At 59.8% G+C, this 26520-nt stretch carries 24 protein-coding genes; 15 read left to right on the top strand and 9 right to left on the bottom strand.

Features of this window, described 5'->3' with window-relative positions; translation table 11 throughout:
* Positions 1-187: 187 nt before the first annotated feature.
* Positions 188-1969, bottom strand: coding sequence for a fibronectin type III domain-containing protein (locus ACFSKT_RS30625; protein WP_377717500.1), 1782 nt, complete (start codon positions 1967-1969; stop codon positions 188-190).
* Between the two features lie 403 nt (positions 1970-2372).
* On the opposite strand from ACFSKT_RS30625, the gene ACFSKT_RS30630 reads away from it, so the two are divergent.
* A complete protein-coding gene (locus ACFSKT_RS30630; RefSeq protein ID WP_377717501.1) occupies positions 2373-3188 on the top strand; it encodes a hypothetical protein in 816 nt (271 codons plus the stop codon).
* A 75-nt stretch (positions 3189-3263) separates the two neighbouring features.
* Entirely contained in the window at positions 3264-5555 is a 2292-nt protein-coding gene (locus ACFSKT_RS30635) for an S-layer homology domain-containing protein (RefSeq protein WP_377717502.1), read from the top strand.
* 79 nt (positions 5556-5634) lie between these two features.
* On the opposite strand, the gene ACFSKT_RS30640 is transcribed toward ACFSKT_RS30635, so the two are convergent.
* Positions 5635-6372 (bottom strand): SDR family oxidoreductase, encoded by a 738-nt coding sequence (locus tag ACFSKT_RS30640; RefSeq protein ID WP_377717503.1) that lies wholly within the window; start codon positions 6370-6372, stop codon positions 5635-5637.
* A gap of 123 nt (positions 6373-6495) precedes the next feature.
* Here ACFSKT_RS30640 and ACFSKT_RS30645 point away from each other — a divergent pair, with 123 nt between their 5' ends.
* The gene (locus tag ACFSKT_RS30645) at positions 6496-7086 is read left to right on the top strand and encodes a Crp/Fnr family transcriptional regulator (protein ID WP_377717504.1); all 591 of its coding nucleotides are present in this window, start codon (positions 6496-6498) and stop codon (positions 7084-7086) included.
* Between the two features lie 169 nt (positions 7087-7255).
* On the opposite strand, the gene ACFSKT_RS30650 is transcribed toward ACFSKT_RS30645, so the two are convergent.
* Positions 7256-8623, bottom strand: coding sequence for a dicarboxylate/amino acid:cation symporter (locus tag ACFSKT_RS30650; protein WP_377717505.1), 1368 nt, complete (start codon positions 8621-8623; stop codon positions 7256-7258).
* Between the two features lie 246 nt (positions 8624-8869).
* Between ACFSKT_RS30650 and ACFSKT_RS30655 the strand changes: the two genes are divergently transcribed.
* Both ACFSKT_RS30655 and ACFSKT_RS30660 read left to right on the top strand, forming a co-directional pair.
* Positions 8870-9733: an ROK family protein gene (locus ACFSKT_RS30655; RefSeq protein WP_377717506.1), complete on the top strand. Its 864-nt coding sequence runs from the start codon at positions 8870-8872 to the stop codon at positions 9731-9733.
* 79 nt (positions 9734-9812) lie between these two features.
* Positions 9813-10574, top strand: coding sequence for an SDR family NAD(P)-dependent oxidoreductase (locus tag ACFSKT_RS30660; protein WP_377717507.1), 762 nt, complete (start codon positions 9813-9815; stop codon positions 10572-10574).
* 26 nt (positions 10575-10600) lie between these two features.
* Here ACFSKT_RS30660 and ACFSKT_RS30665 read toward each other — a convergent pair whose 3' ends face one another.
* Positions 10601-11473, bottom strand: coding sequence for a phosphotransferase (locus ACFSKT_RS30665; RefSeq protein ID WP_377717508.1), 873 nt, complete (start codon positions 11471-11473; stop codon positions 10601-10603).
* A 131-nt stretch (positions 11474-11604) separates the two neighbouring features.
* Positions 11605-12216 carry a TetR/AcrR family transcriptional regulator gene (locus ACFSKT_RS30670; RefSeq protein WP_377717509.1) on the bottom strand — a complete coding sequence of 204 codons (612 nt, stop codon included), beginning with the start codon at positions 12214-12216 and terminating at the stop codon, positions 11605-11607.
* A gap of 91 nt (positions 12217-12307) precedes the next feature.
* Between ACFSKT_RS30670 and ACFSKT_RS30675 the strand changes: the two genes are divergently transcribed.
* Positions 12308-12847 (top strand): hypothetical protein, encoded by a 540-nt coding sequence (locus ACFSKT_RS30675; protein ID WP_377717510.1) that lies wholly within the window; start codon positions 12308-12310, stop codon positions 12845-12847.
* Between the two features lie 405 nt (positions 12848-13252).
* Here ACFSKT_RS30675 and ACFSKT_RS30680 read toward each other — a convergent pair whose 3' ends face one another.
* Complete coding sequence (locus tag ACFSKT_RS30680; RefSeq protein WP_377717511.1) at positions 13253-13777, bottom strand: HPP family protein; 525 nt, start codon at positions 13775-13777, stop codon at positions 13253-13255.
* A gap of 171 nt (positions 13778-13948) precedes the next feature.
* On the opposite strand from ACFSKT_RS30680, the gene ACFSKT_RS30685 reads away from it, so the two are divergent.
* Complete coding sequence (locus ACFSKT_RS30685; protein ID WP_377717512.1) at positions 13949-14926, top strand: GntR family transcriptional regulator; 978 nt, start codon at positions 13949-13951, stop codon at positions 14924-14926.
* 114 nt (positions 14927-15040) lie between these two features.
* Here ACFSKT_RS30685 and ACFSKT_RS30690 read toward each other — a convergent pair whose 3' ends face one another.
* Positions 15041-15799, bottom strand: coding sequence for an exodeoxyribonuclease III (locus ACFSKT_RS30690; protein WP_377717513.1), 759 nt, complete (start codon positions 15797-15799; stop codon positions 15041-15043).
* 389 nt (positions 15800-16188) lie between these two features.
* Between ACFSKT_RS30690 and ACFSKT_RS30695 the strand changes: the two genes are divergently transcribed.
* From ACFSKT_RS30695 to ACFSKT_RS30730, 8 genes are all read left to right on the top strand, one after another.
* On the top strand, positions 16189-16905 hold the full coding sequence (locus ACFSKT_RS30695) for an ABC transporter ATP-binding protein (RefSeq protein ID WP_377717514.1): 717 nt from the start codon (positions 16189-16191) through the stop codon (positions 16903-16905).
* Positions 16902-18272 carry an ABC transporter permease gene (locus ACFSKT_RS30700; RefSeq protein WP_377717515.1) on the top strand — a complete coding sequence of 457 codons (1371 nt, stop codon included), beginning with the start codon at positions 16902-16904 and terminating at the stop codon, positions 18270-18272. The genes ACFSKT_RS30695 and ACFSKT_RS30700 overlap by 4 nt, the downstream gene beginning before the upstream one ends.
* A gap of 36 nt (positions 18273-18308) precedes the next feature.
* Positions 18309-19394, top strand: a complete 1086-nt coding sequence (locus tag ACFSKT_RS30705; RefSeq protein ID WP_377717516.1) for an efflux RND transporter periplasmic adaptor subunit — start codon at positions 18309-18311, stop codon at positions 19392-19394.
* Positions 19395-19719: 325 nt separating this feature from the next.
* Positions 19720-20907 carry an ABC transporter substrate-binding protein gene (locus ACFSKT_RS30710; protein WP_377717517.1) on the top strand — a complete coding sequence of 396 codons (1188 nt, stop codon included), beginning with the start codon at positions 19720-19722 and terminating at the stop codon, positions 20905-20907.
* A complete protein-coding gene (locus tag ACFSKT_RS30715; protein WP_377717518.1) occupies positions 20874-21731 on the top strand; it encodes an ABC transporter permease in 858 nt (285 codons plus the stop codon). Before ACFSKT_RS30710 ends, ACFSKT_RS30715 begins: the two co-directional genes overlap by 34 nt.
* On the top strand, positions 21731-22621 hold the full coding sequence (locus ACFSKT_RS30720) for an ABC transporter permease (protein WP_377717519.1): 891 nt from the start codon (positions 21731-21733) through the stop codon (positions 22619-22621). The genes ACFSKT_RS30715 and ACFSKT_RS30720 overlap by 1 nt, the downstream gene beginning before the upstream one ends.
* Entirely contained in the window at positions 22548-23588 is a 1041-nt protein-coding gene (locus ACFSKT_RS30725; RefSeq protein WP_377717520.1) for an ABC transporter ATP-binding protein, read from the top strand. Before ACFSKT_RS30720 ends, ACFSKT_RS30725 begins: the two co-directional genes overlap by 74 nt.
* Positions 23589-23890: 302 nt before the next feature.
* A complete protein-coding gene (locus ACFSKT_RS30730) occupies positions 23891-24217 on the top strand; it encodes an antibiotic biosynthesis monooxygenase (protein ID WP_377717521.1) in 327 nt (108 codons plus the stop codon).
* A gap of 83 nt (positions 24218-24300) precedes the next feature.
* Here the strand turns inward: ACFSKT_RS30730 and ACFSKT_RS30735 are convergent, their stop codons facing one another.
* Together ACFSKT_RS30735 and ACFSKT_RS30740 are read right to left on the bottom strand one after the other, a co-directional pair.
* Complete coding sequence (locus ACFSKT_RS30735) at positions 24301-25704, bottom strand: sensor histidine kinase (RefSeq protein ID WP_377717522.1); 1404 nt, start codon at positions 25702-25704, stop codon at positions 24301-24303.
* Positions 25697-26371, bottom strand: a complete 675-nt coding sequence (locus ACFSKT_RS30740; RefSeq protein ID WP_377717523.1) for a response regulator transcription factor — start codon at positions 26369-26371, stop codon at positions 25697-25699. The genes ACFSKT_RS30735 and ACFSKT_RS30740 overlap by 8 nt, the downstream gene beginning before the upstream one ends.
* Positions 26372-26520: the final 149 nt, after the last annotated feature.

The following is a 26520-nucleotide window of genomic DNA, read 5'->3' on the forward strand; positions in this document are numbered from 1 at the left end:
GCAGCCGCGAGGCGTGGACATCGAGATGGGACGAGTCGAGACATGGGACGATACGCGTGCCGGGCGGGGAATCCTTGCAGGTTGGGACGAGCCGCGATGCGGCCATATTGAAAGCGAAGAGCACCTGGGAAGAGTCGCATGACACAGATCCCGGTGCTCTTTTCTTGCAAATCGAGGATGAATGCGGTTATTTCGCTTCGCTCGACGTCGTAAAGCTCAGCACGTCGCTCTTCGCGCTGCTGCCGTTCGCATCGAAGACGACGACTTGGTAGTAATACGTCGTGCCAGGCTTCAGGTTGTCCGCATAGGCGTTATGGAAGGTGCCGCCGTCTTGAGCGAGCAATGCCTTCTGATCCAGGATCAGCTTATCGGTGCCGTAGTACACGACCGAGTTGGCATTCAGACTGGTGATCCACTCGAACTTCGTAAATGTGGTGCTCGTCGAGTAGGCTTGCACGCCGGAGATGGTCAATACATCGGACAAGGTCGTGAACTTGAGCACGTCGCTCTTCGCGGTATTGCCGTTCGCATCGATGACGACGACTTGGTAGTAATACGTCGTGCCAGGCTTCAGCCCGTCCGCATAGGCATTATGGAAGGTGCCGCCGTCTTGGGCGAGCAAAGCCTTCCGGTCGAAATTCAGCGGGTCGGTGCCGAAATAGACGGTCGAGTTGGCATAATGGCTGGTCGTCCACTCGAATTTGGTGAAGGTCGCGCTTGTCGAGTACGCAGCCACGCCAGAGAGCTTCAGTTCATCCGAGATGGTATAAAATTTGAACACGTCGCTTTTCGCGCTAAACCCGCTCGGATCGGTCACGACGACCTGATAGTAGTAGGTCGTGCTTGGCTTCAGCCCGTCCGCGTACGCCAGATGGTGCGTGCCGCCGTCCTGGACCAAAAGCGCTTTCTGGTCCAAGTTCGCCGCGTCCACGCCGTAGTAGAGCGTCGAGGTGACGCTGCGGTTGGTGGTCCACTCGAACTTGGTGAACGTGGCGCTTGTCGAATAGGCTTGCACGCCGGAGAGCACCAGAATATCGGACAAGGTTGTGAACTTGAGCACGTCGCTCTTCGCGCTACTGCCGTAAACATCCGTAACGACGACTTGATAATAGAAGGTGGTGTTCGGCTTCAGGCCGTCCGCATAAGCGGTGTGGTGTGAGCCGTCGTCGTAGACGTTCGCCTTGCGGTCCAGGTTGAGCGGATCGATGCCGTAGTAGAGCACCGACGTGGCGCTATGATTCGTCGTCCACTCGAACTTGGTGAAGGTCGCGTCCGTGGAATAGGCGCGCACATTGGCGAGCGTCAGCGGACCCGCGGTCGTGTTGAACTTGAGCACGTCGCTCTTCGCGCTGCTGCCGTAAACATCCGTAACGACGACCTGATAATAGTAGGTCGTGGCGGGCTTGAGTTGGTCCGCATAAGCCAAATGCAGCGTGCCGCCGTCTTGTACGATCGTCGCCGAGCGGTCTAGGTTCAGCGGGTCCAGGCCATAGCGCAGGACGGAGGTCGCGCTGCCGCTCGTCGTCCACTCGAGCTTGACGGATGTCTCGTCCGCGGAGTAGAACTTCACATCGGTGAGCGTCAGGGCGCCCGGCAGCGTGGAGAAGGATTGCACGGCGCTGCTGCGGACTTTTTTGCCGGATACGGCCGCGATTTGGTAGAAATACGTTGTTTGCGGCTTCAACCCGTCCACGCGGAACACGAATTGGTTGTCGGATCGCGAGGTAGGCTCTTGTACGCGATCCAAGGCGCCGGCGTCTTGGCCGAAGTAGAGTGTAGGCGTATAGCCCTTGGCTACGACGACGGAGATTTCCACGCCGGATGCCGTGATGGATGAAGCTTGAATTTTGCCGATAATTTGCGAGCCTTTCCATTTGCTTGGGCTTGCCGCTCCCATAGTTGCAGGAAACAGGGCCGTCAGCACCAACAGAAACGCTAAGACCAAACCGATCTTGCCGCGTGCGTTCATCAAATATCCCCCAGTGATAGATTATGAGATTCAACCTTATTATAGGATGGATTTGGGAAGGGAGTAAAGACACGGGATTTGGTTTGGCAATAGGAACAAATTCCCTTCTACAGCTAACAGAAAGGAGAAAGGTAGCGGCGTATCGCGAAGGTAAGACTTATGGAGCAAGGGAAGGCGGCAAACACAAAATAAATAATTCCGACTAAAACGATGTGAAATTACTAAAAAATGATTGACAGTCTGTAAAAAGCACCCTAGAATTAGGTCTAACTTAGTCGGATAAACGATTCGGGAGAGATCGACTGGACCGCCAGAGATCCAACAGCACGCGCCTTACGCGCTGCCGTTGGGTCTCTTTTTTTTATCCGAACCCATCAACCCTCGGAAAAGGATGTGTACGCCTATGAAAAAGCCTACGACCTCGAAATTAAGCTTGTCCCTGCTCGCTGCAGCGGTGTTATACGCGTTCTCGACTTACGCTGCCGTATCGGCGAACAAGTCGCCGAACGAAGAAACGGCCGCTGCTCCTGCGGCAGCGCAGGAAACAACGGTTCAGACGGGAAGCCAGGGTACGGCTCCTACAGCCGCTAACGCGTCTGCGCCGGACACCGGAGCAGCGGCGGGTGTCGGCACGGCGGCCGTTGCAGCTTCCGCTGCACAGTCGGCCCCGGCCCCGACGTCGGCTCCTGCCGGGAGCGAATCGGCTGCAGACGCGCCGGCAAGCCAGGCCGCGGCAGAGCCGGTGGCGAAGGAGGAAGCGCCTGCAACCGCCGAAGCGGCATCTGCCCCAGCGCATAAAGCGGCGTCCGAGCCGGTTAAGCCGATCGCGAAAGCAACTGCGCAGCCAGCCGTCGAGAAGAGCGAAGTCAAAGCCGAGCCGGTCTCCACGCCGGCCCAAACAGCGCCTGCCGCGTCCGCATCGGGCAATGCGTCCGCCTCGCCGAAGGCGTCTGCCTCTACGCAGCCGAAAGCGGCGGCGTCCGCCCCAGCCGCGAAAGCACCAACGGCCGCAGCTCCTGAGGCTAAGGAAGAGAGCAAGCCTGCCGCCACAGTGACAGCTGCTCCGGCAGCTGAGCCGAAGGCCGAACCAAAAGCGGAACCAAAAGCGCAGGAGAGCGCCCCGGCCGCGGCTGCTCCTTCAGCGACCGATAGCGCGCCTGCTTCCGGCACGTCCGCGCCTTCGGGCGGGGACGGCGGGACGAGCGAAGAGGACTGCTAATCGTCGAAGTCCGCGATCGGCCTGATGCCACCAGGCTAATGAAGAAGAACAATTAGAGAAAGCGGGGACCTATCCATGAAATCCACTTCCCAATTAACCCGATTCGCCGCACTACTGCTGGCCTTATTCCTGATCGTACCCGCCGCGAGCGTCGGCGCAGCGTCTGCGGTATCCGGCACGGCAGGCGGCCGGACCGACACATTCGACTATTTCAAGGATGCTTATCCGAGCCTGAAGAACGCAGACAGCCACGTGTTCCAAACTGCGACCTACGAGGACCTGGTAACGCTGTTCAAGAGCGAGGGCACCTTCGCCATCCTGTTCGGCGGCGCGTGGAGCGCGGAGACGCAAGCGGATATCGGCTATATTAACGAAGCCGCGAAGGCGTATGGAATCAAGACCATCTACAACTTCGATCCGAAGCTGGACGGCAAGTCGCTCGACATCGCCGACAGCAAGAGCAGATACGCGCATTACTACGTGGATCTGGTGAACAAGTATCTGACCAATCTCACGACGATTTATAACAAAACCGATCATAATGTCAGCTATACCAAAGACGGCGTCACTGTGACGGCCAGCCAAATTCAGGCGCCGTTCCTGTTCGTGTACAACAAGGACAACAAGATCAACGGCGCGAGCGCCCCGATCATCGCCTCCTTGGAGAAGCACGGCAGCGCGGAAGCCGCGACGTACGACGCTTCGTATTTCGCGAGCGCGGACAAAGCCGCCGCTTATAAAGCGCAGGTGCAGGCGGTGCTTGGTAAAGTACCGGCATCCGAATACGATGCGCTGACGAGCTGGGAGTTCATCGGCAACGCGTTCAACCAAACGTTCTGGAGCGAGAATCCGAAGTACGATCCGGCGACGGGCGGCACGGACAAGAAAGTGACGATCTTCACCAAAGGCGTGGATAACTACGACGTGTTCGAGCACGTGACGTACGACCAGCTGACCCGCATTCTGAAAAGCGAAGGCAACTACGTCTTCCTCTTCGGCGGCTCCTGGTGCCCGAACACGCAGGCGGATATCCGATTCATCGGCGAATACGCCAAGAAGCACGGCGTAGACAAAATCTATCTGTGGGACACGAAGCTGACGGCGGGCATCGACGTCGCCAGCAGCACGCACCCGCATAATAACGAAGAGCTGCAGGTTCGCGCGAACAATCACGATTTCGCGAAGCTGTACGGCGATCTGGTATCGACGTTCCTGACGAACATCAAGACGCAGAACAAGCTGGCGACGCCTCCGGCCCAAATCACGTATGTGAACGACGCGGGCCAAACCGTGAAGGCGGACCGTCTGCAGGTGCCTTTCCTGTTCGCGTACAACAAAAGCAACCTGGACGCGGACGGCACGAAAGCGCCGATTCTCGGCCACGCGGAGCTCATGTATTCGTGGACCGGCACGAGCTCGAACGTGGATCCGGCGTACGTGTTCGGCAACGGCATTGCCGACGGCTTCAATCATAAGTCGCTGACGCAAGCGCTGGATGCGCTCTACGGCCGACTGGAGGCCGTACCTGCAGGTCTTGCGGCCATCGCGCCGACGGCAGCAGGTGCGAACGACGGCGAGATCGCGGGCACTGTCGGCAAGCTGCTGGAGTACAAAGCGGAAGGTGCGCCGGAGTCGGCTTATCAAGCGACGAACGGCGAGGCGATTAAACATTTGGCGGCAGGTGCTTACTCGGTCCGTTATGCGGCCAAGAACGGCTACCAAGGTCCGGTCACGACGCCGGAGAAGCTGCCGAAAGCGCCGGCGACGGCAGCCTACGGCGCAGGTCAAGCCGTGACGATTACGGTGCCGCAAGCAGGCGCATCTGCATTCGAGGACGTAGCGGCATCGGCTTGGTACAGCCAGGCGGTCAACTATTTGGCGGCGCGCGGCATTACGGGCGGCACGGATGCCAGCCACTTCAGCCCGAATGCCGAACTGACGCGCGGCGCGTTCATCGTGCTGCTGCTTAAAGCGCATGGCATCGATGAAGCGGCGGAGGGCGCGGATAACTTCATCGACGCCGGCAGCGCGTACTACACGGGTTACCTGGCGGCAGCCAAGCAGCTCGGCATCGCGACGGGCGATAGCGGCAACCGGTTCAACCCCAACCAATCGATTACGCGCGAACAGCTGTCCACGCTGCTCTACCGCACGCTGAAGACGCTGGATCAACTGCCTGCGTCATCGACGCAAGCCTCGTTGGCTAGCTTCAGCGACGCCGACCGCGTAGCCGGCTATGCGAAGGAAGCGGTCGAAGCGCTTGTGGCGGGAGGCATCCTGACCGGCAGCGACGGCAAGCTGAATCCGCAAGGCATCACGACGAGAGCGCAAGCGGCGCAAGTGCTGTACAACCTGCTCGCGAAATAATCGCGATCTAACAAAGAACGCCGAGGGACGTGCGCCCGCGGCGTTCTTTTTGGCGCCTAGTCTGTGCCTGCGTGCGACATTAGCCCAACCGTTTCATGATGCGACGCGCCATGCCGGGCGATAATCTTGAAACCCAATGCAATAGCTTGGTTTTCCCGACAAACACCTCGTCTCGCTTGCCTTTAATGGCGTGGACGATTTCATTCGCCACTTTGTCGGGGGCCATTTTATTTGTGCCCCTTCCTGCCGTCATAGGGGTATCAACCACGGGTGGAAGAATTTCAATGGCACGGATCGAAGTGCCTTCCAGTTGGTTTTGCAAGGCTTTCGTGAATATTCGCAGCCCGCCTTTGGTTCCGCAATATACGGCGGAGCTGGTCTTCGGGACGAGCGCCAGCCCTGTAGTTACGTTAACGATAGCTGCTTGCGTTTGCTTGACCAGGGTAGGCAACAGCACCCGAATGAGCAGAAGCGGGGCCAGCAAATTCGTGTTCAGCTCCTCGCGGATCGTTTGCGGAGTAGAAGCGTCCTCATCAAAGCCAACATTATGCTGCAGGCCTGCGTTATTGATGAGAACTTGGAGATCCGGATGGTCAACCGCGAGTTTCTCGGCGAGGAGCACAACCGCCTGTGGATCTGCCAAATCGCAGCAATACGCGCCTGCAATTGCTCCTTCTGCCCATAACCGGTCAAGTTTGTGTTGATCTCGGGCCACGACGATGACGTTCGCGTTTTCTTTTGCCAGCAGATCCACTGTTTTGCGGCCGATGCCCGAAGTTCCTCCCGTAATTAATACTTTCGCGCCATGCAGTTCCATTCCCCAACCTCCCATATTCTGCATTTTGCCAGAATCCATATGCTATTCTTAGCGTACATAAGGGGTCGAGATCCATCATTAACATTTGTTAATGGCGGTCGTTAACGGGAGGGGATGCTTCGGTTGGATGTTGAACAAACGTTCCTTGGTGCATTGAGAGAGATTGCGGAAATACCGGATGAGGAATGGGCCTACTTGAAGCCATATATACAATGGGAGACCCTTGAGAAAGGGCATGTTCTGCTGCGCAACGGCGAACGGTGCGAGCATATTTACTTCTGCGCGAGCGGCATGCTGAGGATGTATTATCATACGGAGGAAGGGGGCGAATATAATAAAAGCTTTATTAAGGAACGAGGGTTCTTCACTTCCTACAGTTCGCTGATATTATCCATTCCCTCCTATTTTTCCATTCAATCCATGGCATCCTCGGTGGTCGCCTCTTTCCCCGGCCGTATATTGGACCATTTATTTCAGCGGCATTCGTGTTGGGAGACGGTGGGCAGAAAGCTGGTAGAGCAGTTGTACATCAAAAAAGAATTAAAAGAACGTCAGCTGCTTTTGTACTCGGCGGAAGATCGTTATCGGATGTTTCTGAAGGAATACCCCGACTTGAACAGGCGAATCCCTCAATACCATATTGCCTCGTACCTGGGCATTACGCCGGTCTCGCTAAGCAGGCTGAAGAAGATGATTGATGGACCTTGCAATTGACCAACCTTCAAGATTCTCCTAGGTTCGAGAACGCAAGCACGACGCTGTTCGAACGGCGCTCCTGCACGTGAAAATAAACGCATCTCCCGCCAGACGCGCCAAAACGGCCGCCACGATCGTGATGATCGGAGCGGCCGTTCTGCGTGCCTATCGCGGCGAATAAGCTGGCTTAGACCGCGCCCAGCGCGATCTCTTCGTCGTCCTCGCCGTTGTTGAACGCTTCACGGTCGAACTCGCCCTCGGACGAAGCGACGAGCAGGGACGTCACGGTCGTGCCCGTTGCGTTGACGGCCGTGCGGCCCATGTCGATCAGCGCCTCGATGCCGGCGACGATGGCGATGCCCTCCAGCGGCAGTCCGAGCGCCGTGAGCACGACAGTCGTCGAGATGACGGCAGGTCCCGGCACGCCGGCGACGCCGATCGACGAGATGATGCTGACGAGTACAAGCACGATGTAGTCGGTCGCCGTCAGGTCGATGCCGAACACCTGCGCGGTGAATACCGTCACGATCGCCGGCCAGACGCCGCCGCAGCCGTTGAAGTTGACGGAAGCGCCAAGCGGGGCTACGAAGCTGGCAATGCGCGGCGAGACGTGCAGACGCTTCGTGATGACCTCCAAATTAACGGGCAGCGTCGCGTAGCTGCTGCGGGTCGTGAACGCGACGGCGATCGTCGGGTAAATTTTGCGGAAGAACCGCAGCGGATTCACCTTCGCCACGAGCAGCACAAGACCGCCGAAGACAAGCACGAAATGAATGATAAGGGCGGTATACGACGCCAGAATGACGCTTCCCAGCTCCTGCAGCGTTTCCCAGCCGTAGCGGGCGGTAATGCCCGCGATGAGCGCGAACACGCCGTACGGCGTCAAGCGGATGACGAATTTGACCACTTGGTGCAGCACCTGCGTCAGCGACTGGATCAGATCGCGGACCGGCTTGACGGCCTCCGCGTTCTTGGAGCCAATCTTGATGATGGCGACGGCTAGGAAAATCGCGAAGATGAGCACGGGCACGACTTTGCCGTTCGCTGCCTCGTTAATCGGGTTTGCCGGGACGAGATCGAGAATGACCTGCGAGAAGGTTGGGATTTCGCGGGCTTCGAAGTCTTCTGGCACCGCTTGCTGAATGCCGCTTCCGGGATTGAACGCCAAGGCGACCAGCAGGCCGATAATGGAAGCGACCCCGGTCGTGCCGAGGAACCAGGCGAACGTTTTGAATCCGATTTTGCGCAAATACTCCAGGCTCGTGAGCGAAGAAATGCTGTTGAGCACCAGGACGAACACGAGCGGAATGACGAGCATCTTGATCAAGCTGACGTAAATGCTCCCGAAGGTGGTGATGCCTTTGGTGTCGTAGTCCAGGTTCTGAAACAGAATGCCGGCCAAAAGCCCAAGTCCGAGACCGATCATGACGCGAGTGCCGAATCCGACGCGCTTCTTGGCGAGCGCGAACAGAATGAAAAAGACGAAGATCGAGGTGACGAAGCTGTACCAGTTCGTCTGGACGGCCGCGAGCAGGTTGTTCTGTACATCGTCCACGTTGTATACCCTCCTATTTATATCTATTTAATCGGAATTATGAGTTTTACTGTACAAACAAACAACATGTCATGTCAATTTCTTTTTTGGAAAATAGAGCAAAAAGGGAATCGCAGCATACGGTTATGCAACTCTCAATGTCAAAATAGGTATAAAAAGGTTTAAATTCCATTATCGGCACTCCTGTGCTAGCATGGATACGACCAGCCTGTCAGTCAGAGCAAAGACGATGAGAGGTGGGAAATCATGAATCGTTATATAGGTGTGGAAATCGATGGGGATTATATGTACCTGATGGCGGAGACGTCATCCGGCCAGGTCGAGCATGCCGTTCCGACCGGCAGAGACTGCACGCTGGCGCCGCTGATCCGGGAGGTGGCGGATTTTGCGGCCAAATTGCCATACCGGCCGAGCGGCATCGGCATCGGCATGCCGGGTTTGGTGTCGGGAACCGGGAAAGTAGAGCTGAGCCATGTGCTGCCGGCGCTCAACGGCGCGACCGCCGAGGCGTTCGCGGCCGAGGCGAAGGTGCCGGTGGTGTTCATCAACGACGTGAAGGCGGCGACGATGGCGGAAGCCTCGCATTATGCGGACCGGGATACGGTGGCGGTCGTTCAGTTGGATACGTTCATCGCGTCGGGCGTCGTCGTGAAAGGGGCTTTGCTGACCGGTGCCAAGGGGTGGAGCGGGGAGCTGGGCTACATGATTGTGGCGCTCGACGGCAAGCCCGTCCTGCTCGATACAGTGGCCAGCGGGTATGCGATCCTGAAGGACGCCCGGATTACGGACGATGAACTTCGGGAGCGGCTGGCAGCGGGCGATGAGCCGGCGCTAGCGCTGGTCCGACAGGCCGGGACTTATATGGGATACGCGCTGACGAACCTGCTGCACCTCTACAATCCTGACGTGCTCGTCATCGGCGGTACGACGACGACGTATCGAGGTTATCTGGACGCCGCCCGAGCCGCGCTGGAGGCGCATGCTCTGCCGGAGCTGCTCGCCTGCTGTACGATCGAGCAGCCGAGGATCAAGCATCGCGTGATCGCTTACGGCGCCCGCGAGTGGGCCGGCAAGCAGCTCGGGGCAAGCGCGTCGGAAACAAGCGTCTGACGGTAGTGAACGCGAAACGCCGGGCCTCAGCGGCCACGGCGTGCTTCCTTATAAGGAACAAGGAAAAGGGGGAGATGGCATGCAGCCGGATTTTAGCATTCGCGGCAAAATCGCCGTCGTGACAGGTGCGAGCAAGGGCATTGGCTACGGGCTGGCCCAATCAATTGCAGCGGCGGGCGCGATCGTGGCCGTTACCGCGCGGGATAGAGCGTCGCTCGCCCCGCTGCTGGCAGAAATCGCGCAGGCCGGCGGACAAGCGGCGGCGTATGAGCTGGATGTGCGCAGCGTGACCCAAATCCGTTCGGTGTTCGAGCAGATCACGGCCGACTTCGGACGGCTGGATATCGTCGTCAACAACGCCGGAGTAGGCGACGGGATGCTGGCCGAGGAGGTCACGGAGGAATATTGGGACGAAATGCTCGACGTCAACCTGAAGGGTGTCTTCTTCTGCTGCCAAGCGGCCGGCCGCATTATGCTGGCGCAAGGCTATGGCAAAATCGTCAACGTCAGCTCCCAAGTGAGCATTGTCGGCATACCGGAAGGGGTGGCCTACTGCGCGTCCAAAGGGGGCGTGAACCAGCTGACGAAGGTGCTGGCGCTGGAATGGTCAAGCCGGGGGATATGCATTAACGCGGTCGGCCCGACCTTCATTTACACGCCGGGTACCGCCGAACGGCTCGATACGCCGGAATTCCGGAGGGACGTGCTCGCCCGCATCCCGGCCGGCCGTATCGGCACGATCGACGACGTTGCCGGCGCGGTTATTTATCTCGCCTCGCCGGCATCGGATCTCGTGACGGGCACGCTGCTGCTGGTAGATGGCGGCTGGACGGCGCAATAGACGGGGATCAGGTCGCGCTTCAGCGGCTACGAAGAGGCAGGCGCAAGCCGATGCAGCCGGTCGCGAACTTCCCGAAGGACCCGTGCCTTCTCCCGGGCGCCGAGGGCACTAATGGAAAGCCGGCGCGCCGCGACCGGGAGCATCCAAGGTTCGATAGCTGAATAAGCGATGCCCGATAGCTGCTCGTAAGCTTGGGCGAACGTCCGGATGATCGGCTCGCGCAGCTCATCCAGCCCCTCGGCCGCTTCCTGCGGCAGATGATCGGGCAAGTCGGCGAAGCGGAACATGACGATATATTCTGCCAGATCGGCTTCGGGGTTGCCGCATGCGGCGTCATTCCAATCGAGAAGGACCGGATGGCCGCCGCGAAGCATAATGTTGCCCGGGTTTGGATTCCCATGGCACAGCTGCCGTTTCCGCGGCAGCTGCTCCATATAAACGATAATGCGTTCCGCCTCATCGGGAAGGAGACCTTCCGCTCTGCGAATGGCCCACGCCAGCGATTCCAGTTGGGAAGGCATCTCCGGAGCCGGGCTGCTATGAACCAGATGCAGAAGCTTAGCCGTCAGGATGGTATCGGACGCAAGGGAATCGAGCCTCGGGTCGGGTTTCCCGGCAGCTGAGGCCCCGATGATTTGGCTGAGCAATCTCGTCATGAGCGACTCCCCGTCGATGCGCTCGAAGACGATACCGCTCCTCCCGTCCGCCTCCGCCAGCCCGTACGGGCGCGGAACCGGCAAGCCGGCTTCCCAGGCAAGCCGGCCGTTTCGAAGTTCCCTGTTCAGGGCATGCAAATTGGTGTGGGGCTTCGCGAGCTTGATAATTTTGGCCAGGCCTTCCCATTCGTGCACGTCGGCGCAAGCGCCTTCTCCGATCTTCCTTCCCAGTCTTGTTTCCATCCGTTTCGCTCCTTCGCTTGTCATATAGCGCGGGCAATTGATCTTTCGATAGCGGCATGCCCTATGCCGCAAGCTCCCCGACAAAAGCCCGGCCATCCATACGAATGGTCGGGCTTATTAGCTGCGGAGAATTACGGGGCGTCCGCATGGCCGTCTTTCAAAATGCTCTGCAAGTGGTAGGCAACCACCTGCATGACCTCTTCCCGCCCGAGCCGCTCGGGGAAGGTCGCCAGGTGCAGCACGAGGCCATCGATAAGCGCGTGCAAGCGGCGGCTCTCCAAGCTGGCGTCGATGCCCTCCCGCGTGAGCTTATGGGCGATCAATTGCTCCAGCGAACGCCGAAATCCGACGTACAAGCTGTCGAAGACTTCTCGGCTCAGCTCGCGAATGACGGGGTCGGACACCGCTTTGCCCGAGAAGGCGAGCCATACCTCCGCCTCCGACAGCCGCTCCTCATCGAGCGGGATCAGCTCCGCGAGCACCAGCATCATATCGTGATAAGGCTGCCCGTTGAACGGGAGCCGGTCGATGCGGGCGTTGGCGCGTTCCGAGATCAGCCGCATGGAGAAGGCGATGAGCTCGTCCTGCGTATGAAAATAATGCCGCAGCGAGCCGAGCGATATCCCGGCCTCCTCGGCTACGCGGCGCACCGAGAGGCCGTCCAGTCCTTCCTTGCGGATGACGCGCCAGGCCGCCTCGGCCAATTCTTCTTTTCGTTGTTGGTGATCGACGATTTTTGGCATACGTTTATTATAACACGGTTGTATTTTAATACAAATGTGTTACAATGAGTTTAAATGATACGATTGTGCTAAAAAGAGGAGGGATGACCCCATGGCCGCTATCATTATCGGCTGCGAAATCGCGTTCTGGGTGTTCGTGCTGGCGGGCTTGGTCTTCCGCTATATGCTGAAGGCGAAGACGCTCGGCGCCGCGCTGCTGCTCGCCACCCCCCTGATCGACGTGGTGCTGCTGATCGTTACGGTGCTGGACTTGAGGGACGGCGCGGTCGCGAGCACCGTCCACGGCATCGCCGCCATCTACATCGGCGTGTCGCTTGTCTACGGGCACAGCATGATCCGGTGGGCGGATGTCCGGTTCGCACACCGGTTCGCCGGGGGGCCGGCCCCGGAGCGTCCGCCGGCCCATGGGCAAGCGCACGCCAGACATGAACGGATCGGTTGGGCGAAGCACCTCGGCGCTTGGGCGATCGGCTGCACGGTGTTATATGCGATGGTGCTGCTGGTTGGCAGCGAGGAGCGTACGTCCGCCTTAATGGGCATTCTTCGTGTCTGGTCGATCGCGCTGGCCATTGATTTCGTCTACAGCTTCAGCTTTACCCTATGGCCGAAGCGAGCGAAGGGGACCACATAAAGACAGTAACGCCGGTAACGTCAGGAAGAGGAAGGGACATTCGTCTGCGGCACGCAAACGAATGTCCCTTTGTTCTTGCTTGGAAATTATCCAACCGCTCATGATGTGGATAAAAAAACGTAAAGCGTGTCCGCGGAAGCGGACGAAAGCGAAGGTCAGCACGGAGCTGTATCAAGTAGACAACCTACAGGATACCACCCTAAGGCTAAACGCGTAGCGAACGAAGCTCGAACAAGAGCCAGTCCGAAGGGCTAGCGGGCTCCCCTCGAGAGGACACATCGAAGACGGCCGCGAACCGATTTTCGCTGATCAGCAGAGTCCAGAGGGTGCTAACCTTCTGGTTCCCCTCGGCGGAGGGGGAAGGGGGAGCGAGAACGAAGGATCCTGAAGGGCGAAGCCCTTTTGTTATTTCCAAAAGACGGGATAACGGCGATTCGGATCGACATTGTTGAGCAGCAGCGCGGCGGCGACGATGGCGACCGATCCCGCCAGGACCGGCGTCAGCAGGAAGCTCCAGCCGCTCCCGGCCAGAATGACGACGATCGGATCGGCGCCGGCAGGCGGGTGAGTCGTGCGCGTGACCATCATAAGGCCGATCGCGAGGCCGACGCCGAGCGCGAGACTAAGCGCGCCGCCGCCAATGAGATGGTAGACGAGCAGTCCGACGAGGGTGGAGAGGAGATGGCCGCCGATAATATTGCGCGGCTGGGCGAGCGGCGAATCCCATAAGCCGAAGGCGAGGACGCAGCTGGCCCCGAAGGGGGCCATGATCCAGGAGGCGGCCGACCATTGGGTCAGCAGGGCCAGCAGTCCGATAGCGGCGAATCCGCCGGCGGCGCCGACCAACGCCGCGCGCGGGCGGACGACCGACGGATTCGGCGCGCCGCCTTTCATTTTGCCAAGCAGCATGGTAACGCGAGACATCATCATCGAACACCTCTTTTTCATAATACATAGATAACTAGGTATATATTATTATAATTGCGCGGGAATTTGCAAGGGAATGCCAGTAAATTTGGTTGGTTTTCTCACATGCCTGTCGGCATGCCCGCGTGGTAAAATCAACATACAGCTAGTCGACTATGAAAAGAGGGGAAAACCGTGAATCGCGAGTTGTCGTTAAAAGTGGATTCCCAGCTATCCTTTTCCGTAAACATCCAAGTTAAGGAACAGCTCAAGTGGCTCATCGGCATCGGTCTCATTCAGCCGGGCGACATGCTCCCCGCCGCCAATCAGTTGGCGGACGCGCTCGGCATTAATCGCAATACCGTCAATCTCGTCTACACGCAGCTCCGCGACGAGGGCGTGCTTAACATTCAGAAGGGGCGCGGCACCCAGGTCGTCAGCGGACCGGTCGTCGCGAAGCTTCGGGAGAAGCGGCGGCCGATGCACGAGCTGCTCGCGCGCACGATCGAGGAGGCCCGCTCGCAGGGCATCGCGCTGGAGGAGTTCTTCTTGGCGTCGCTTGCCTACACGCTGCTCAGCACGGACCAACCGCAGGAGGGGCGCCATATCGCGCTCGTGGAGTGCAGGGAGCATGACCATTTGTTCTATCGGGACGAGATCGCGCGGATTACAGGCAAAGCAGTCCGCACCGTATTCGTGGAGGATCTGCGTTCGGGACGGGAGGCGGTGACCGAATCCATCGGACGCGCCGGCCTCGTCATCGCAACGCTCAATCACGCCGACGAGGTGAAGGCGATGCTCGCGCCGTTCGATATTCCGGTCGAGGTCATCGGCGCGACGCTGGACCCGGCGGGGCTGCTGCAGCTGGCCCGGCTGGAGGCCGGCACGCGCGTCGGCTTCGCATGCCTGGGCCGATCCGGCGGACAGTGGATGGCGACGCGCGTGGAGGAAGCCGGCATTACGCAGATCGTGCCCAGCGTACTGGAGGCCCGGGAGAAAGCATTCCCGGCCGACATGCTGGCCGACGCCGATCTCGTCTATGCCTCCGCCGCCGTCTACGATCAGCTGCTCAAGGCGATCCCGGAGAAGGTGCGGCTTTATCCGATGCAGCTGGAGAGGAGCAGCCAGCGGCTGCTGGAGGAGCTCGCCAAGGCCAGTGGCGAATCGCGCTGACGTCTTCACGAACAGCGCAAAAAGAAGCATTCCGTCTTCATGAGGAATGCTTCTTTTTGCGCTTGCCGCGTCGCTTGCTTATTGCTGTCGCGTTGCTTACCGCTTCTCGCTTATTTAGGCATCCGCCAGCTCGAGCACGACTGGGCAATGATCGCTGCCCATAATATCCGCGTCGATGCGGGCTCCCGTCAATTGCGGCACGAGCCGGTTCGAGACGAGGAAATAGTCGATCCGCCAGCCGATATTCCGCTCGCGCACCTTGGCCATGTACGACCACCACGTGTAGGCCCCTTCCCGGTCCGGGTGGAAATGACGGAACGAATCGGTGAAGCCAGCCGCCAGCAGCTCGGTCATTTTGCCGCGCTCCTCGTCCGTGAAGCCGGAGTTGCCGTAGTTGGATTTCGCGTTCTTCAGGTCGATCTCGGCATGGGCCACGTTCAAATCCCCGCACACGATGACCGGCTTGCGGCTGTCGAGCCCGAGCAGATAGGCGCGGAACCGGTCCTCCCACTCCAGCCGGTACGGCAGGCGGGACAGGTCGCGCTTGGCGTTCGGCGTATAGACATTGACCAGGTAGAAGTCCTCGAACTCCAGCGTAATCGTGCGGCCCTCCGGCTCCTCGTTTTCCTCCAGCCCGTAGTAGACGGACAGCGGCTTGCGTTTGGTGAACACGGCCGTGCCCGAGTAGCCCTTCTTCACGGCATAGTTCCAGTACTGCGCATAAGCGTCCCCATGATCGAGGCAAATTTGCCCCTCCTGCAGCTTCGTCTCCTGCACGCAGAAAATATCCGCGTCTACTTCTTGAAAGTAATCGTTAAAGCCTTTATTGACGCAGGCGCGCAGCCCGTTGACGTTCCAAGATACCAATCTCATGCCCGCAACCTCTCCTTAACGGTTTCTATGAAAATACTATTGGTAGTGTAGCATAGGTTCCTTCCTCCCGGCTTCGGGAAAAAGCAGGAGATGCGAACAAACCGGGAACGTTTGGCGACGGAAAGCTGGGCGGAGAGCGGGGTGTACGTCATTCTGCAGACCGATTTACACGAAAACTATGAAACGATACCATGGTCATGGAGTAGACTACATAGCATCCTACCGGAACGTCTATTCGTTGGAAGGGCCGTTTAAAGCGAAACGCGCATCGCCGCAAAGGACGGCGCAGCCGCTTCGCCTTGCGTCGAACTAAAACTATGTAGAGCGGTAGTTCTTCTTAAATAATGGATTGTTTGACAATCAACGTTAAACAAAAGGGGGAAGCGCGGTTGCTGCGTGTAGAGAACGTGTCCCATTCGTTCAAGAACGGGACGGAGATTACGCCCGTGCTCCGGTCGGTGGACTTTACGGTCAACCAGGGCGAGATCGTCGCGCTGCTCGGCAGCTCGGGCTCGGGCAAATCGACGCTGCTCAACTTGATGGCCGGACTCATGAAGCCGACGGAGGGCGCGATCTATATCGCCGATCATAACATCGTGCAGATGAGCGAGAACAAGCTGGCCGAGTTCAGACGGCGTCATATCGGATTTATTTTTCAGGCGTACGAGCTCATCGATAACTTGACGGTGCGCGAGAATGTCGAGCTGCCGCTCGTCTTCCAGTCGGTCGCCCCCGGCATTCGCAAGCAGAAGGCGATGAAGCTATTGGAGCAGGTCGGCATCCCGGACAAAGCGGAGCTGTTCCCGTCGCAGCTCTCGGGCGGCCAGCAGCAGCGGGTCAGCATCGCGCGCTCGCTCATTACCCAGCCGTCGGTCATCTTCGCGGACGAGCCGACGGGTAATCTGGATACCCGGACGGAAGAAGAAATTCTCGCCATTCTTAAGCAGCTGAACGAGACGCTCCGTACGACGTTCGTCATTGTGACGCACGAGCGGGAGGTCGCCCAGCAGACGCAGCACATCATCACGCTGCGGGACGGGCGGCTGATCACGGAACAGCAGGCGGAGAGGGAAGCTGCAGCCGCGGCCGGAGGTGAGGCGCGATGAGAGTCCGCGATTTGACCCGGCTGTCCTGGGATCAGGTAAGGCGGCGCAAGGTCGTCACCGGCCTGTGCGCGGCGGGGCTCTCGATCGGCTGCGCGGCGATCATCCTTGCGATGAGCATCGGAGAGTCGGCGCAGCAGTATATCGAGCACGAGTTGAACAGCTTTTTCAAAATGGACGAGATCACCGTCTCCGCCAACGAGGGAGTCCGCAGCGGCAACCCGTCCGGCGGCGCAGGCGCGCAGGCGGACAGCGAGGAGCTGGACCGCGGCAAGCTGACCGGTCAGAAGGTGGAGGTTATCCGCAGCCTGCCGCACGTGGTAGCCGTCGCGCCATTCGAGCAGCTGGGATACATGGATATGCAGACGACCGATGGCCGCAAGTCGTACGTCGAGGTCATCGGCACGGATTTGACCATGCTGGAGCCGTTCGACAAGCCATTCATGCAGGGTGGGCCGAGCGAGCTGGCCGGGTCGGTCGTGCTCAGCTACGGCGGCACGCTGGGCCTCGCGGACGAGGAGACGCGCCGGAAGCTGCTGGACCAGCTGTCGCAAAATCCGTACGACGAGAAGCTGCAGGAGCAGTATCAGAAGCTCGAGCGGGTGCCGGCCGCGCTGTATCAGCGGCAGATTCAGCTGCAGGGCTACAACCCGCAAGGCGGGCAAGCGAAGCCGAGCTCGCCGCTGCAGGTGGCCGGGGTGCTGAAGAAGCCCGCGGGCGTAAGCGAGAACGCGTTGATCAACGATAAGAAGGCGTACGTGTCGCTGGAGACGGCCGAGCAGCTGCGGCGCGATTTCGGCGCGGCGCCGGCGGCGGGCACCGGTCAATCGTACAACTCCGTGCTGGTGAAGGTGGACAGCCAGGATAATATCAAGGCCGTCGAGCAGCAGATTCAGAAGCTGACGCTCAGCACGATGACCAATTTGCATCAGAAGGAACGGCTGACCGACCAGTTCAAAATTATGAAGGCGGTCGCGCTTGGCGGCGGCGTCTTCATCCTGATCATCGCGTCGATCTCGATCGTCGTCGCCATGACGATGTCGACCTATCAGCGGCGGCGTCAAATCGGAATCATGAAGGTGCTCGGGGCCAACCTGGCGCAAATTCGCAATATGTTCATCGTCGAAGCCGGCCTGCTCGGGTTCCTGGGCGGTCTGCTCGGCGTGCTGTTCTCGTATTGGATCGTATGGGGGATCAACGCCCTCATTAACAAGCTGGCCGATGCCCAGGACGCGGTCGTCATCTTCATCCCGCTGACGGCGATTCCGATCGGCATGGCGTTCGCGATCGTGACGGGCATCATATCCGGCATCTATCCGGCCATCAGCGCTTCGCGCACGGACGCGCTGACGGCCATCCGGCGAGATTAGACGGCGCATAGACGCTACAGAGGGGGAGCAAGGGCAATGAAACGGACGATCAAATGGCTGATGATCGGCATCGTGCTGGTCGGCATCAGCGGCGGGCTGTACATGGTCTCGCGGCCGCCCGCGCAGCCGATGGACGGCATGGCGGATTCGCAGGCGATTACCTTCGAGGTAACGCGGGAGACGATATCGAACACCGTCGAGGTGAAAGGCAAGTCGCTCTACGAGCAGGAGACGGCGGTCTACGCGCCGTTCGGCTCCAAGGTCACGAGCTGGAAGGTGGCCGATGGGCAGCAGGTGAAGCAGGGCGACGTGCTGTTTCAATTGGACCGCACCGCCTTGCAGAACGAGATCGCGCAGGAGGAGGCATCGCTGCGCAAGGCGAGTCTGGAGGCCGAACTGCAGGCGTATGTCGCGCAGCTGGATCAAGAGGAGACGGGGCTGGGCATCACCGAGACGCAGCGCAAGCGCGCGCATGCCAACGAAGAGCTGGCCCGGCTGACGCGCGAGCTGAACGACGTGACCGCGACCATTCAGCGCAAGACGGTAGCGGAGAAAAAGGAGCTCGTCGGCAAGGCCGATTTCCGTTCCCCGGCAACCGGGATTTTCCTATACGAATCGGCGGGCAAGCGGCCGCAGGCAGTGACGGACAATCAGTACATCGGCAAGATCGTCGACCTGGACAAGCTCCAATTCATCGCGCTCGTCGGCGAGCAGGACGTCTTCCGGATCAAGCCGGGCATGGCGGTGGCCGTGAAGATGAACGCGAAGAAGGAGCTGAAGCTCGAGGGCAAAGTGCTGCGCGTCTCGAAGTTCGCCAAGACGGGCACGGATCAGAACAACATCGACCAGGCGGCCCAGTTCGAGGTGGTCATCAGCCTGGCGCCGAACGAATATTTGATCGCCGGCCTCAGCTTGAACGGCCAGATCGAGACCGAGCGCAAGGAGAACGTCACCGTCGTGCCGACGATCGCGGTCATGCGCGAGAACGACAAGTCCTACGTCATGCTGGATCAAGGCGGCGGCGCGACCGAACGCCGGGATATCGAGGTCGGCATGGAGACGCCGGAGAAGACCGAAGTGTTGAAGGGTTTGGAGCCGGGCGACAAGGTTGTGCTGCAGTAAAGGCATAGGGGAGAGACCGCTCACGAGGCGGCTGCGCGAATGAAAAGCGCAGCCGCCTTTTTGCGTTTCCCGAGGCGTGAACGCTCCGTCTTGCGCCGGACAACAGGGGGTGTGAATATTTTGTAAAAATCGTACAAGTTTTTACAATAAATTGCGTTGCTCCAGTTGGTACTGTGCGGTATATTTTTCTCGCGACCACACAAACGGTCATTAAACTTAAAGAGTAGTCAATTTGAATGAACGGATTGTGAGACATTGGTCATTGCAAAACCGGCGTTCCCGGTATTGCACAGATACAGATGCATAAATTGGGAGGATGAGGGGAATGAAGGGGAATCCTACGAAAGCCGTCAAGCTGTCCGCGATCGTATTGGCGGGCGGACTGCTGCTGGCAGGGTGCTCGTCGAGCGGGAATGAAGCGGCGAATGCGAATGCCAATGCAAGCGCCAATGCGAACGCAAGTGCCGATATGAACGCGAATGCGGATGCCGGTACCGAAACGACAGGCAATCAAACCGCGGCCGCAGACAATCCGACGATCGAACAATTGGCGCCGCTGGCGGAGCAGGAGGGCAAGCTGAGCAGCGTCGGCATGCCGGATTCGTGGGCGAACTGGAAAGATACATGGGCGGACTTGAAGACCAAATACAAGATCGAGCATACCGATACCGACATGTCGAGCGCGGAAGAGCTGGCCAAATTCGAGGCGGAGAAGAACAGCCCGCCGGATATCGGCGATGTCGGCATCGCGTTCGGCCCGCTGGCCGAGGAGAAGGGCTTGACGATGAAATACAAGACGCCGTTCTGGGATGAGATCCCGGATTGGGCGAAGGACGACGACGGCGACTGGATCGTCGGCTATACCGGGTCGATCTCCTTCCTGTGCAACAACACGCTCGTGGACAAGTGCCCGACGAGCTGGGCGGACGTGAAGGCCGGCGCGTACAAGGTCGCGGTAGGCGACGTAACGAAGGCGGCGCAGGCGCAGCATTCGGTGCTCGCAGCGGCGCTCGCGTTCGGCGGGGACGAGAAAAATCTGCAGCCGGGGCTCGATTTCTTCGCGGAGCTGGCCAAGCAGGACCGCATCTCCAAGGTAGAACCGAGCGTCCCGAACATTCAGAAGGGCGAAGTCGAGGTGGCGCTGCTGTGGGACTTCAATGCGCTCGGCTACCGCGACCAGATCGATGCGGCCAAATTCGACGTGCATATTCCGTCGGAGGGCAGCGTGATCAGCGGCTACGCAACGATCATTAACGCGAATTCGAAAAATCCGAATGCGGCGAAGCTGGCGCGCGCTTATATTCTGAGCGATGAAGGGCAGATCAATCTGGCCAAAGGGTACGCCAGACCGATCCGCGATAGCGTGAAGCTGCCGGACGACGTGAGCAGCAAGCTGATCGGCGGCGACGAATACGCGAACGCGAAGCCGATCCAGGACTTCAAGGCGTGGGAGAACGCCCTTAAGGAGCTGCCGAACGCATGGTTAGAGCAGGTGCAAGCCAACGTAAAATAATGCTGCTGGCGCTGCTGCCGTTCGTGATTTGGATCAGCGCCTTCGAACTGGTACCCATCGCTCGCATGCTGCTGATGAGCTTCCAGGATAGCGACGGCCAAGGGTTGACCCTTGGCCATTACGTCAAAGGGCTGAGCGGCGCCATCTATGTGCAGGCGTTGACCAACAGCCTGCGCATTGCGCTTCTCTCCAGCGTCATGGCGATACTCGTCGCGCTGCTCTGCGCCTATTCCATCACCCGGTATACGACGCGCATGCGGGATTCGCTGCTCATGCTGACGAACATGATCGGCAACTTCGCCGGCGTGCCGCTGGCGTTCGCGTTCATGATTCTGATGGGCAATAACGGCGTCTTCACGATCATCGCGCGCACATTCGGCATCGACTCGTTCGGCGACTTCGATTTGTATTCGGAGCTGGGGCTGACGCTTATCTACGTTTATTTTCAAGTGCCGCTGGCGGTTATGCTGCTCTATCCGGCCTATTACGGCATTCGCGAGGAGTGGCGGGAAGCGGCCGCGGTGCTGGGCGCCTCGGCGTTCCGATTCTGGCGGCACATCGGCATTCCGATGCTGCTGCCTTCGATCGTCGGCACCTTCGGGATGCTGTTCGCCAACGCGCTCGGGGCTTATGCGACGGCGTACGCGCTCACGGGCTCGATATACAATTTGCTCTCCATCCGCATCTCGGCGCTCGTCTCCGGCGATATCTTCCCGAATTTCGAGCTGGGCAGCGCCTTGGCCGTGATCCTCGCCGCGATCATGCTGTCGGCGATTCTGCTGAACGAATGGATGAGCCGGCTCTCGAGAAGGAGGGGGCTATAATGGAGCGAAGCAAGCTGTGGCATGGTTCCGTCATCGCGCTGCTGATGGTCTACTTGTTTCTGCCGATCGCCGCGACGCTGGTGTTCTCGCTGGCCAAGCAGTGGCAGTCCGAGCTGCTGCCGGACGGGTACACGCTGGCGTGGTACCGGCAGATTCTCACCGACGTCCGTTTTCTGGAGGCCATCGGGCGCAGCGTCTTCGTCGGTACCGTCAGCGTGGCGCTGTCGCTGCTCGTGCTCGTGCCGGCGATTTTCGTGCTCGCCGTCTACTTTCCGAAGTGGGAGCGGGCGATGCAGGCGGCTGCGCTGCTGCCGTTCGCCTTTCCGCCGGTCGTCTCGGCCATCGGGCTGATGAAGCTGTATTCCCGCGGTCCGCTGCCGATCACCGGCACGCCGTGGATTTTGATCGGGGTCTATCTTACGCTCGTGCAGCCGTACATCTACCAGAGTGTCCGGGGCAGCCTGCGCACGATTCGGGCGGGCGAGCTGATGGAGGCGGCGGAGATGCTCGGGGCGGGACGATGGACCGCGTTCCGCCGGGTCATCCTGCCGAATATTTTGCCGGGTACGATGGTGGCGGCGCTGCTGTCGTTTTCGATTATATTCGGCGAGTTCGTCATGGCCAAGATGCTCGTCGGCGGCGAGTACGAGACGGTGCAGATGTATTTGTATAACGAAATGAAATCGACCGGCCAGACGGCGAGCGCGGTCGTCATCGCGTATTTCGCGCTTATTCTGATTCTATCCGGCCTTATCCTGAAGCTCGGGCGCTGGAAGCCCGGCAGAGGACGCCGTCAGCCGCAAAGGAGGAATCGTCATGAGCTTCGTTCGGATCGGGAACGTGCAGAAGGCGTATCAGCAGCAACCCGTGCTGAATCGGGTCCATTTTGAGATCGGGGAAGGCGAGCTGGTGACGCTGCTCGGACCGTCCGGCTGCGGCAAAAGCACGCTGCTGCGGGCCATCGCGGGATTAACCGACATCGACGAGGGTTCGATCGTGATCGGAGGACGCGACGTCACGGCGCTGCCGCCAAAGGCGCGGCAGGTCGGCATGGTGTTCCAATCGTACGCGCTCTTCCCGAATATGACCGTGTTCGAGAATATCGCCTTCGGGCTTAAGATGGAGGGTATGAAGCGCGCCGCCTATATGCCGCTCGTGGAGGAGATGATCGGCATAATCGCCCTCGAAGGCATGGAGGACCGGTACCCGGCCCAGCTCTCGGGCGGCCAGCAGCAGCGCGTCGCGCTCGGGCGGGCGCTCGTGAAGCGCCCGAAGGTGCTGCTGCTCGACGAGCCGCTCAGCGCCCTGGACGCCCAAATCCGGCGCAGTCTGCGCGGGGAGATCCGCGCCATTCAGCGCAAGCTGCGCATGACGACCGTGTTCGTGACCCACGATCAGGAGGAAGCGCTGACGATCTCCGATCGCATCGTGGTCATGAATCGAGGCGTCATCGAGCAAGAGGGGGCGCCGGAGGACATCTACGCCGCGCCGGCGACGGAGTTCGTCAGCCGCTTCATCGGCAGCTATAACGTGTGGGAGCGGACACGGCTCGCGGACGCGGGCCTGACCGGTTGGCCGCCGGGCGAGCTGTTCGCGGTCAGGCCGGAGGCGATCGGCATTCGGCCGGCTTCGGAGGCGCCGGCTGGCGTCGAGGAAGCCTGCGTGGTCGTCAGCGGCCGAGTGAGCGGCGTCTCCATCCTAGGCAGCATCAAGCGGTTCGAGGTCGAAGCGGGGGCGCTCGGCATCGTGACGGTCGACGCGCTGCATGACGCGCATTCGCGGCGGCTGCAGGAAGCGGCGGACGTGCGGCTGTATATCCCGCAAGAAGCGTGCAAGCCGCTTCGGAAGAGCTCCTAGCGTGCTTGCCGATAGAATGCGCATACTGATTGAGCGCCCGATGATTATTTATAGGAAGCCTGCCGCCGTCATGAGCATCATGAGGCGGCGGGTTATTCGCTTTATAGGAAGTGCCGTTCGTATGAGGGAGACTGCGGTCGGTTTCGTTTTCATTGACATTGAGAATCACTATCATTTAGAATAGGTATGTATACAAATGTATGCAATTGATCGGCTGCCCGGCAGCCATTTCAGCAGAACCTATTCCGTCAACAAGGCTTATTTTGCACAAATTCGATTTTATTTTACGCGGAGGTGCGCGCATGTTAATTCAAACGAGACAGATCATTATCGAGAAAGGCCATGCCGAGCAAGTGGTCGAACGTTTCAGCCAGGAGAGCCCGATTGAAGGCATGCCGGGCTTCATCGATCGCACCGTCATGGTGAACAAGCGCGCCAAGGACCAAGAGGAAGTGCTCGTCATGATCCGCTGGGAGTCCGAAGAGGCGTGGAAGAACTGGGAGAAGAGCGATGTGCATATCCAAGGACATCGCCAGAACGCGGGCAAGCCGAAGCCGGAATACGTCATCAGCTCGAACGTCAGCATGTATGAAGTGAAGACGGTGCGCGGCGGCACGGCGAACGTGTAATCTTACGCGCTCGGTATGTCCGAGCAACAAGGAAGAACCTCCAGCCGTGAAGCGGGTTGGAGGTTCTTCTGCTTGTGGCCGCATTACCGGAATTCGGCCGGCATGCGGACCGTGAAGGTGCTTCCCTCGTCTGGCGCGCTCTTGACGCGGATCGTGCCGCCGCACGCATCCGTAATCTGCTTCGCGATCGCAAGTCCCAGCCCGTGGCCGCCGTGCTGGCGGGAGCGGGCTTTGTCTTCCCGGTAGAACCGTTCGAAGATTCTCGCTTGATCCTCGGGCCGAATGCCGGCGCCCCGGTCGGCGACCGATAGCATGACCGCGCGCTGCTGGCGTGTCCGCTCTTCGGCGATCGTCACCTGGACGGGGCTTCCCGAAGGCGAATACTTCAGCGCGTTATCGAGGAGAATGACGAGCAGCTGCATCAGCCGCTGCTCGTCCCCGTAGACCGGCAGCTGCTCCGGCGCGTGGAAAGCCAGCGGCATGGATTTGGCCTCGAATAGCGGCGTCATGCCCTGCAGCGTCCGCTCCGCGCTGGCGCTCAGATCGAACCATTCCAACCGCAGCTGAGCCGCGCCCGAATCGGTTCGCGCCAAGTGCAGCAGGTCGCCGACCAAGCGCGTCATCCCCTTCACTTCCTCCTTCATATATCCGAGCGTCCGCGCGGCGAATCGATCCGCTTCCCCCCGTCCCGAAGAAGGCGGAGCGCTCATGCCGAGCGCTTCGATCGACGCGAGCAGCACGCTGAGCGGGGTTCGCAGCTCGTGCGACGCATCGGCGACGAATTCGCGCTGGCGCGCAAGCGACCGCTCGATCGGCGCCATCGCCCGCTTGGACATCAAGTGGCTGATATAGACGGCCGCGATCCCGAATACAAGCGTCAGACCGCCCAGCACGAACGCCGCGCTGCGGAGCATACGCTCCTGCGAGGAGATGTCGATGCCCACGAACAACGTGCCGACCTCCCGTCCGCCGGCGGACATCGTCCGGCTGGCGACGAGGTAAGGCGTGCGCTCGCCGCCTTCCTGACGGGCGTCCCGATCCCGCCGAAGCCGGCTCTGCGCGCGAAGTTCGATGACGCGGGGCTCGTCCTCGCCGTCATTCCACTGCCGGAACGACTGAAGCGCTTGCTCGCGCAGACCGCTTTGGTTCTCGTCCCCGAACAAAAGACTGCCTTGGGCGTCGATCCAATAATAGAACGCCTGGTCGCCGCCAACCGCGAAATAGTCGTCCATCTCCGCCATGAAGCCTTTGCCCCGCGTATTGCCGTCGTGCTCGCTAATGAGCCGGAATTCGTCTTCCAGCAGCGCCTGGACGCTGCTCTCCTGCTCGCTGCGCGCCGACGCCTCGAGCAGCGAATACGCCGCCCCCGCGAACAAGCCGAGCAGCAGGAGCAGCAGCAGGCTGTACTGGGCGGTGAGCCGCCATCTGGTCCGGCGGATGATATCGCCGGGGCGCTCCTTCTTGCGCCAGCCGAGCCGCCTACGCATGGATACGGTACCCGACGCCGCGGACGCTCTGGATGAGCCCTTTCTGCCCGGCCAGCTCCAGCTTCTTGCGCGCGAGCTTGACGGTCGCGTCGATGACCTTCAGACTGACGTCGGAATCGTAGCCCCAGATGCGGTCGAGAATGAGCTCGCGCGTGAGCACCCGTCCCCGGTTGACGGCCAGCAGATCCACGATTTGAAATTCCCTTGGCGTGAGCGCAATCCGATGATCGCCGAGCTGCACTTCATGACTGCTCCGGTTCAGCCGCATGGCGCCGAGCTGCACCGTCTCTTCCACTAATGGCGCGAAATTGCGGCGGGTCAGCGCCCGCACCCTCGCCAGCAGCTCGTCGATCTCGAACGGCTTGATCAGGTAATCGTCCGCCCCTGCATCGAGGCCCGCCACCCGGTCCTGAAGCGTGTCCCGGGCAGTCAGCATGAGGATTGCGCCGGCATACCCGGCTTGGCGCAGTCTTCGGCACACCGTCGCCCCGTCGCCCTCCGGCATCATCCAGTCGAGCAGCACCACGTCGTAAGCCGCGGCCATCGCATAATCGTACGCTTCCTCCCCGGTCATGACCCAATCGATCCGGCCGCCGGTCTTGACGCTCATCATATGTACGATCAATTCGCCGAGACGAATATCGTCTTCCGCTAGTAATAGATTCATCGTTCGATCCCCTCGCTTTCTTCCTGCGCGTGTGCGAATACCTTAACAGGACAAGCTGAAATCAAGCTGAAATAAACCTGACCGGAACATGAATGTTCCGTTTCACCGTTTTTTCACCAAACGCTTGTAGGCTAGGGTTGTACGAAACG

Origin of the sequence: Paenibacillus xanthanilyticus, from assembly GCF_042682185.1 — a bacterium.
Lineage (GTDB): Bacteria > Bacillota > Bacilli > Paenibacillales > Paenibacillaceae > Paenibacillus_Z > Paenibacillus_Z xanthanilyticus.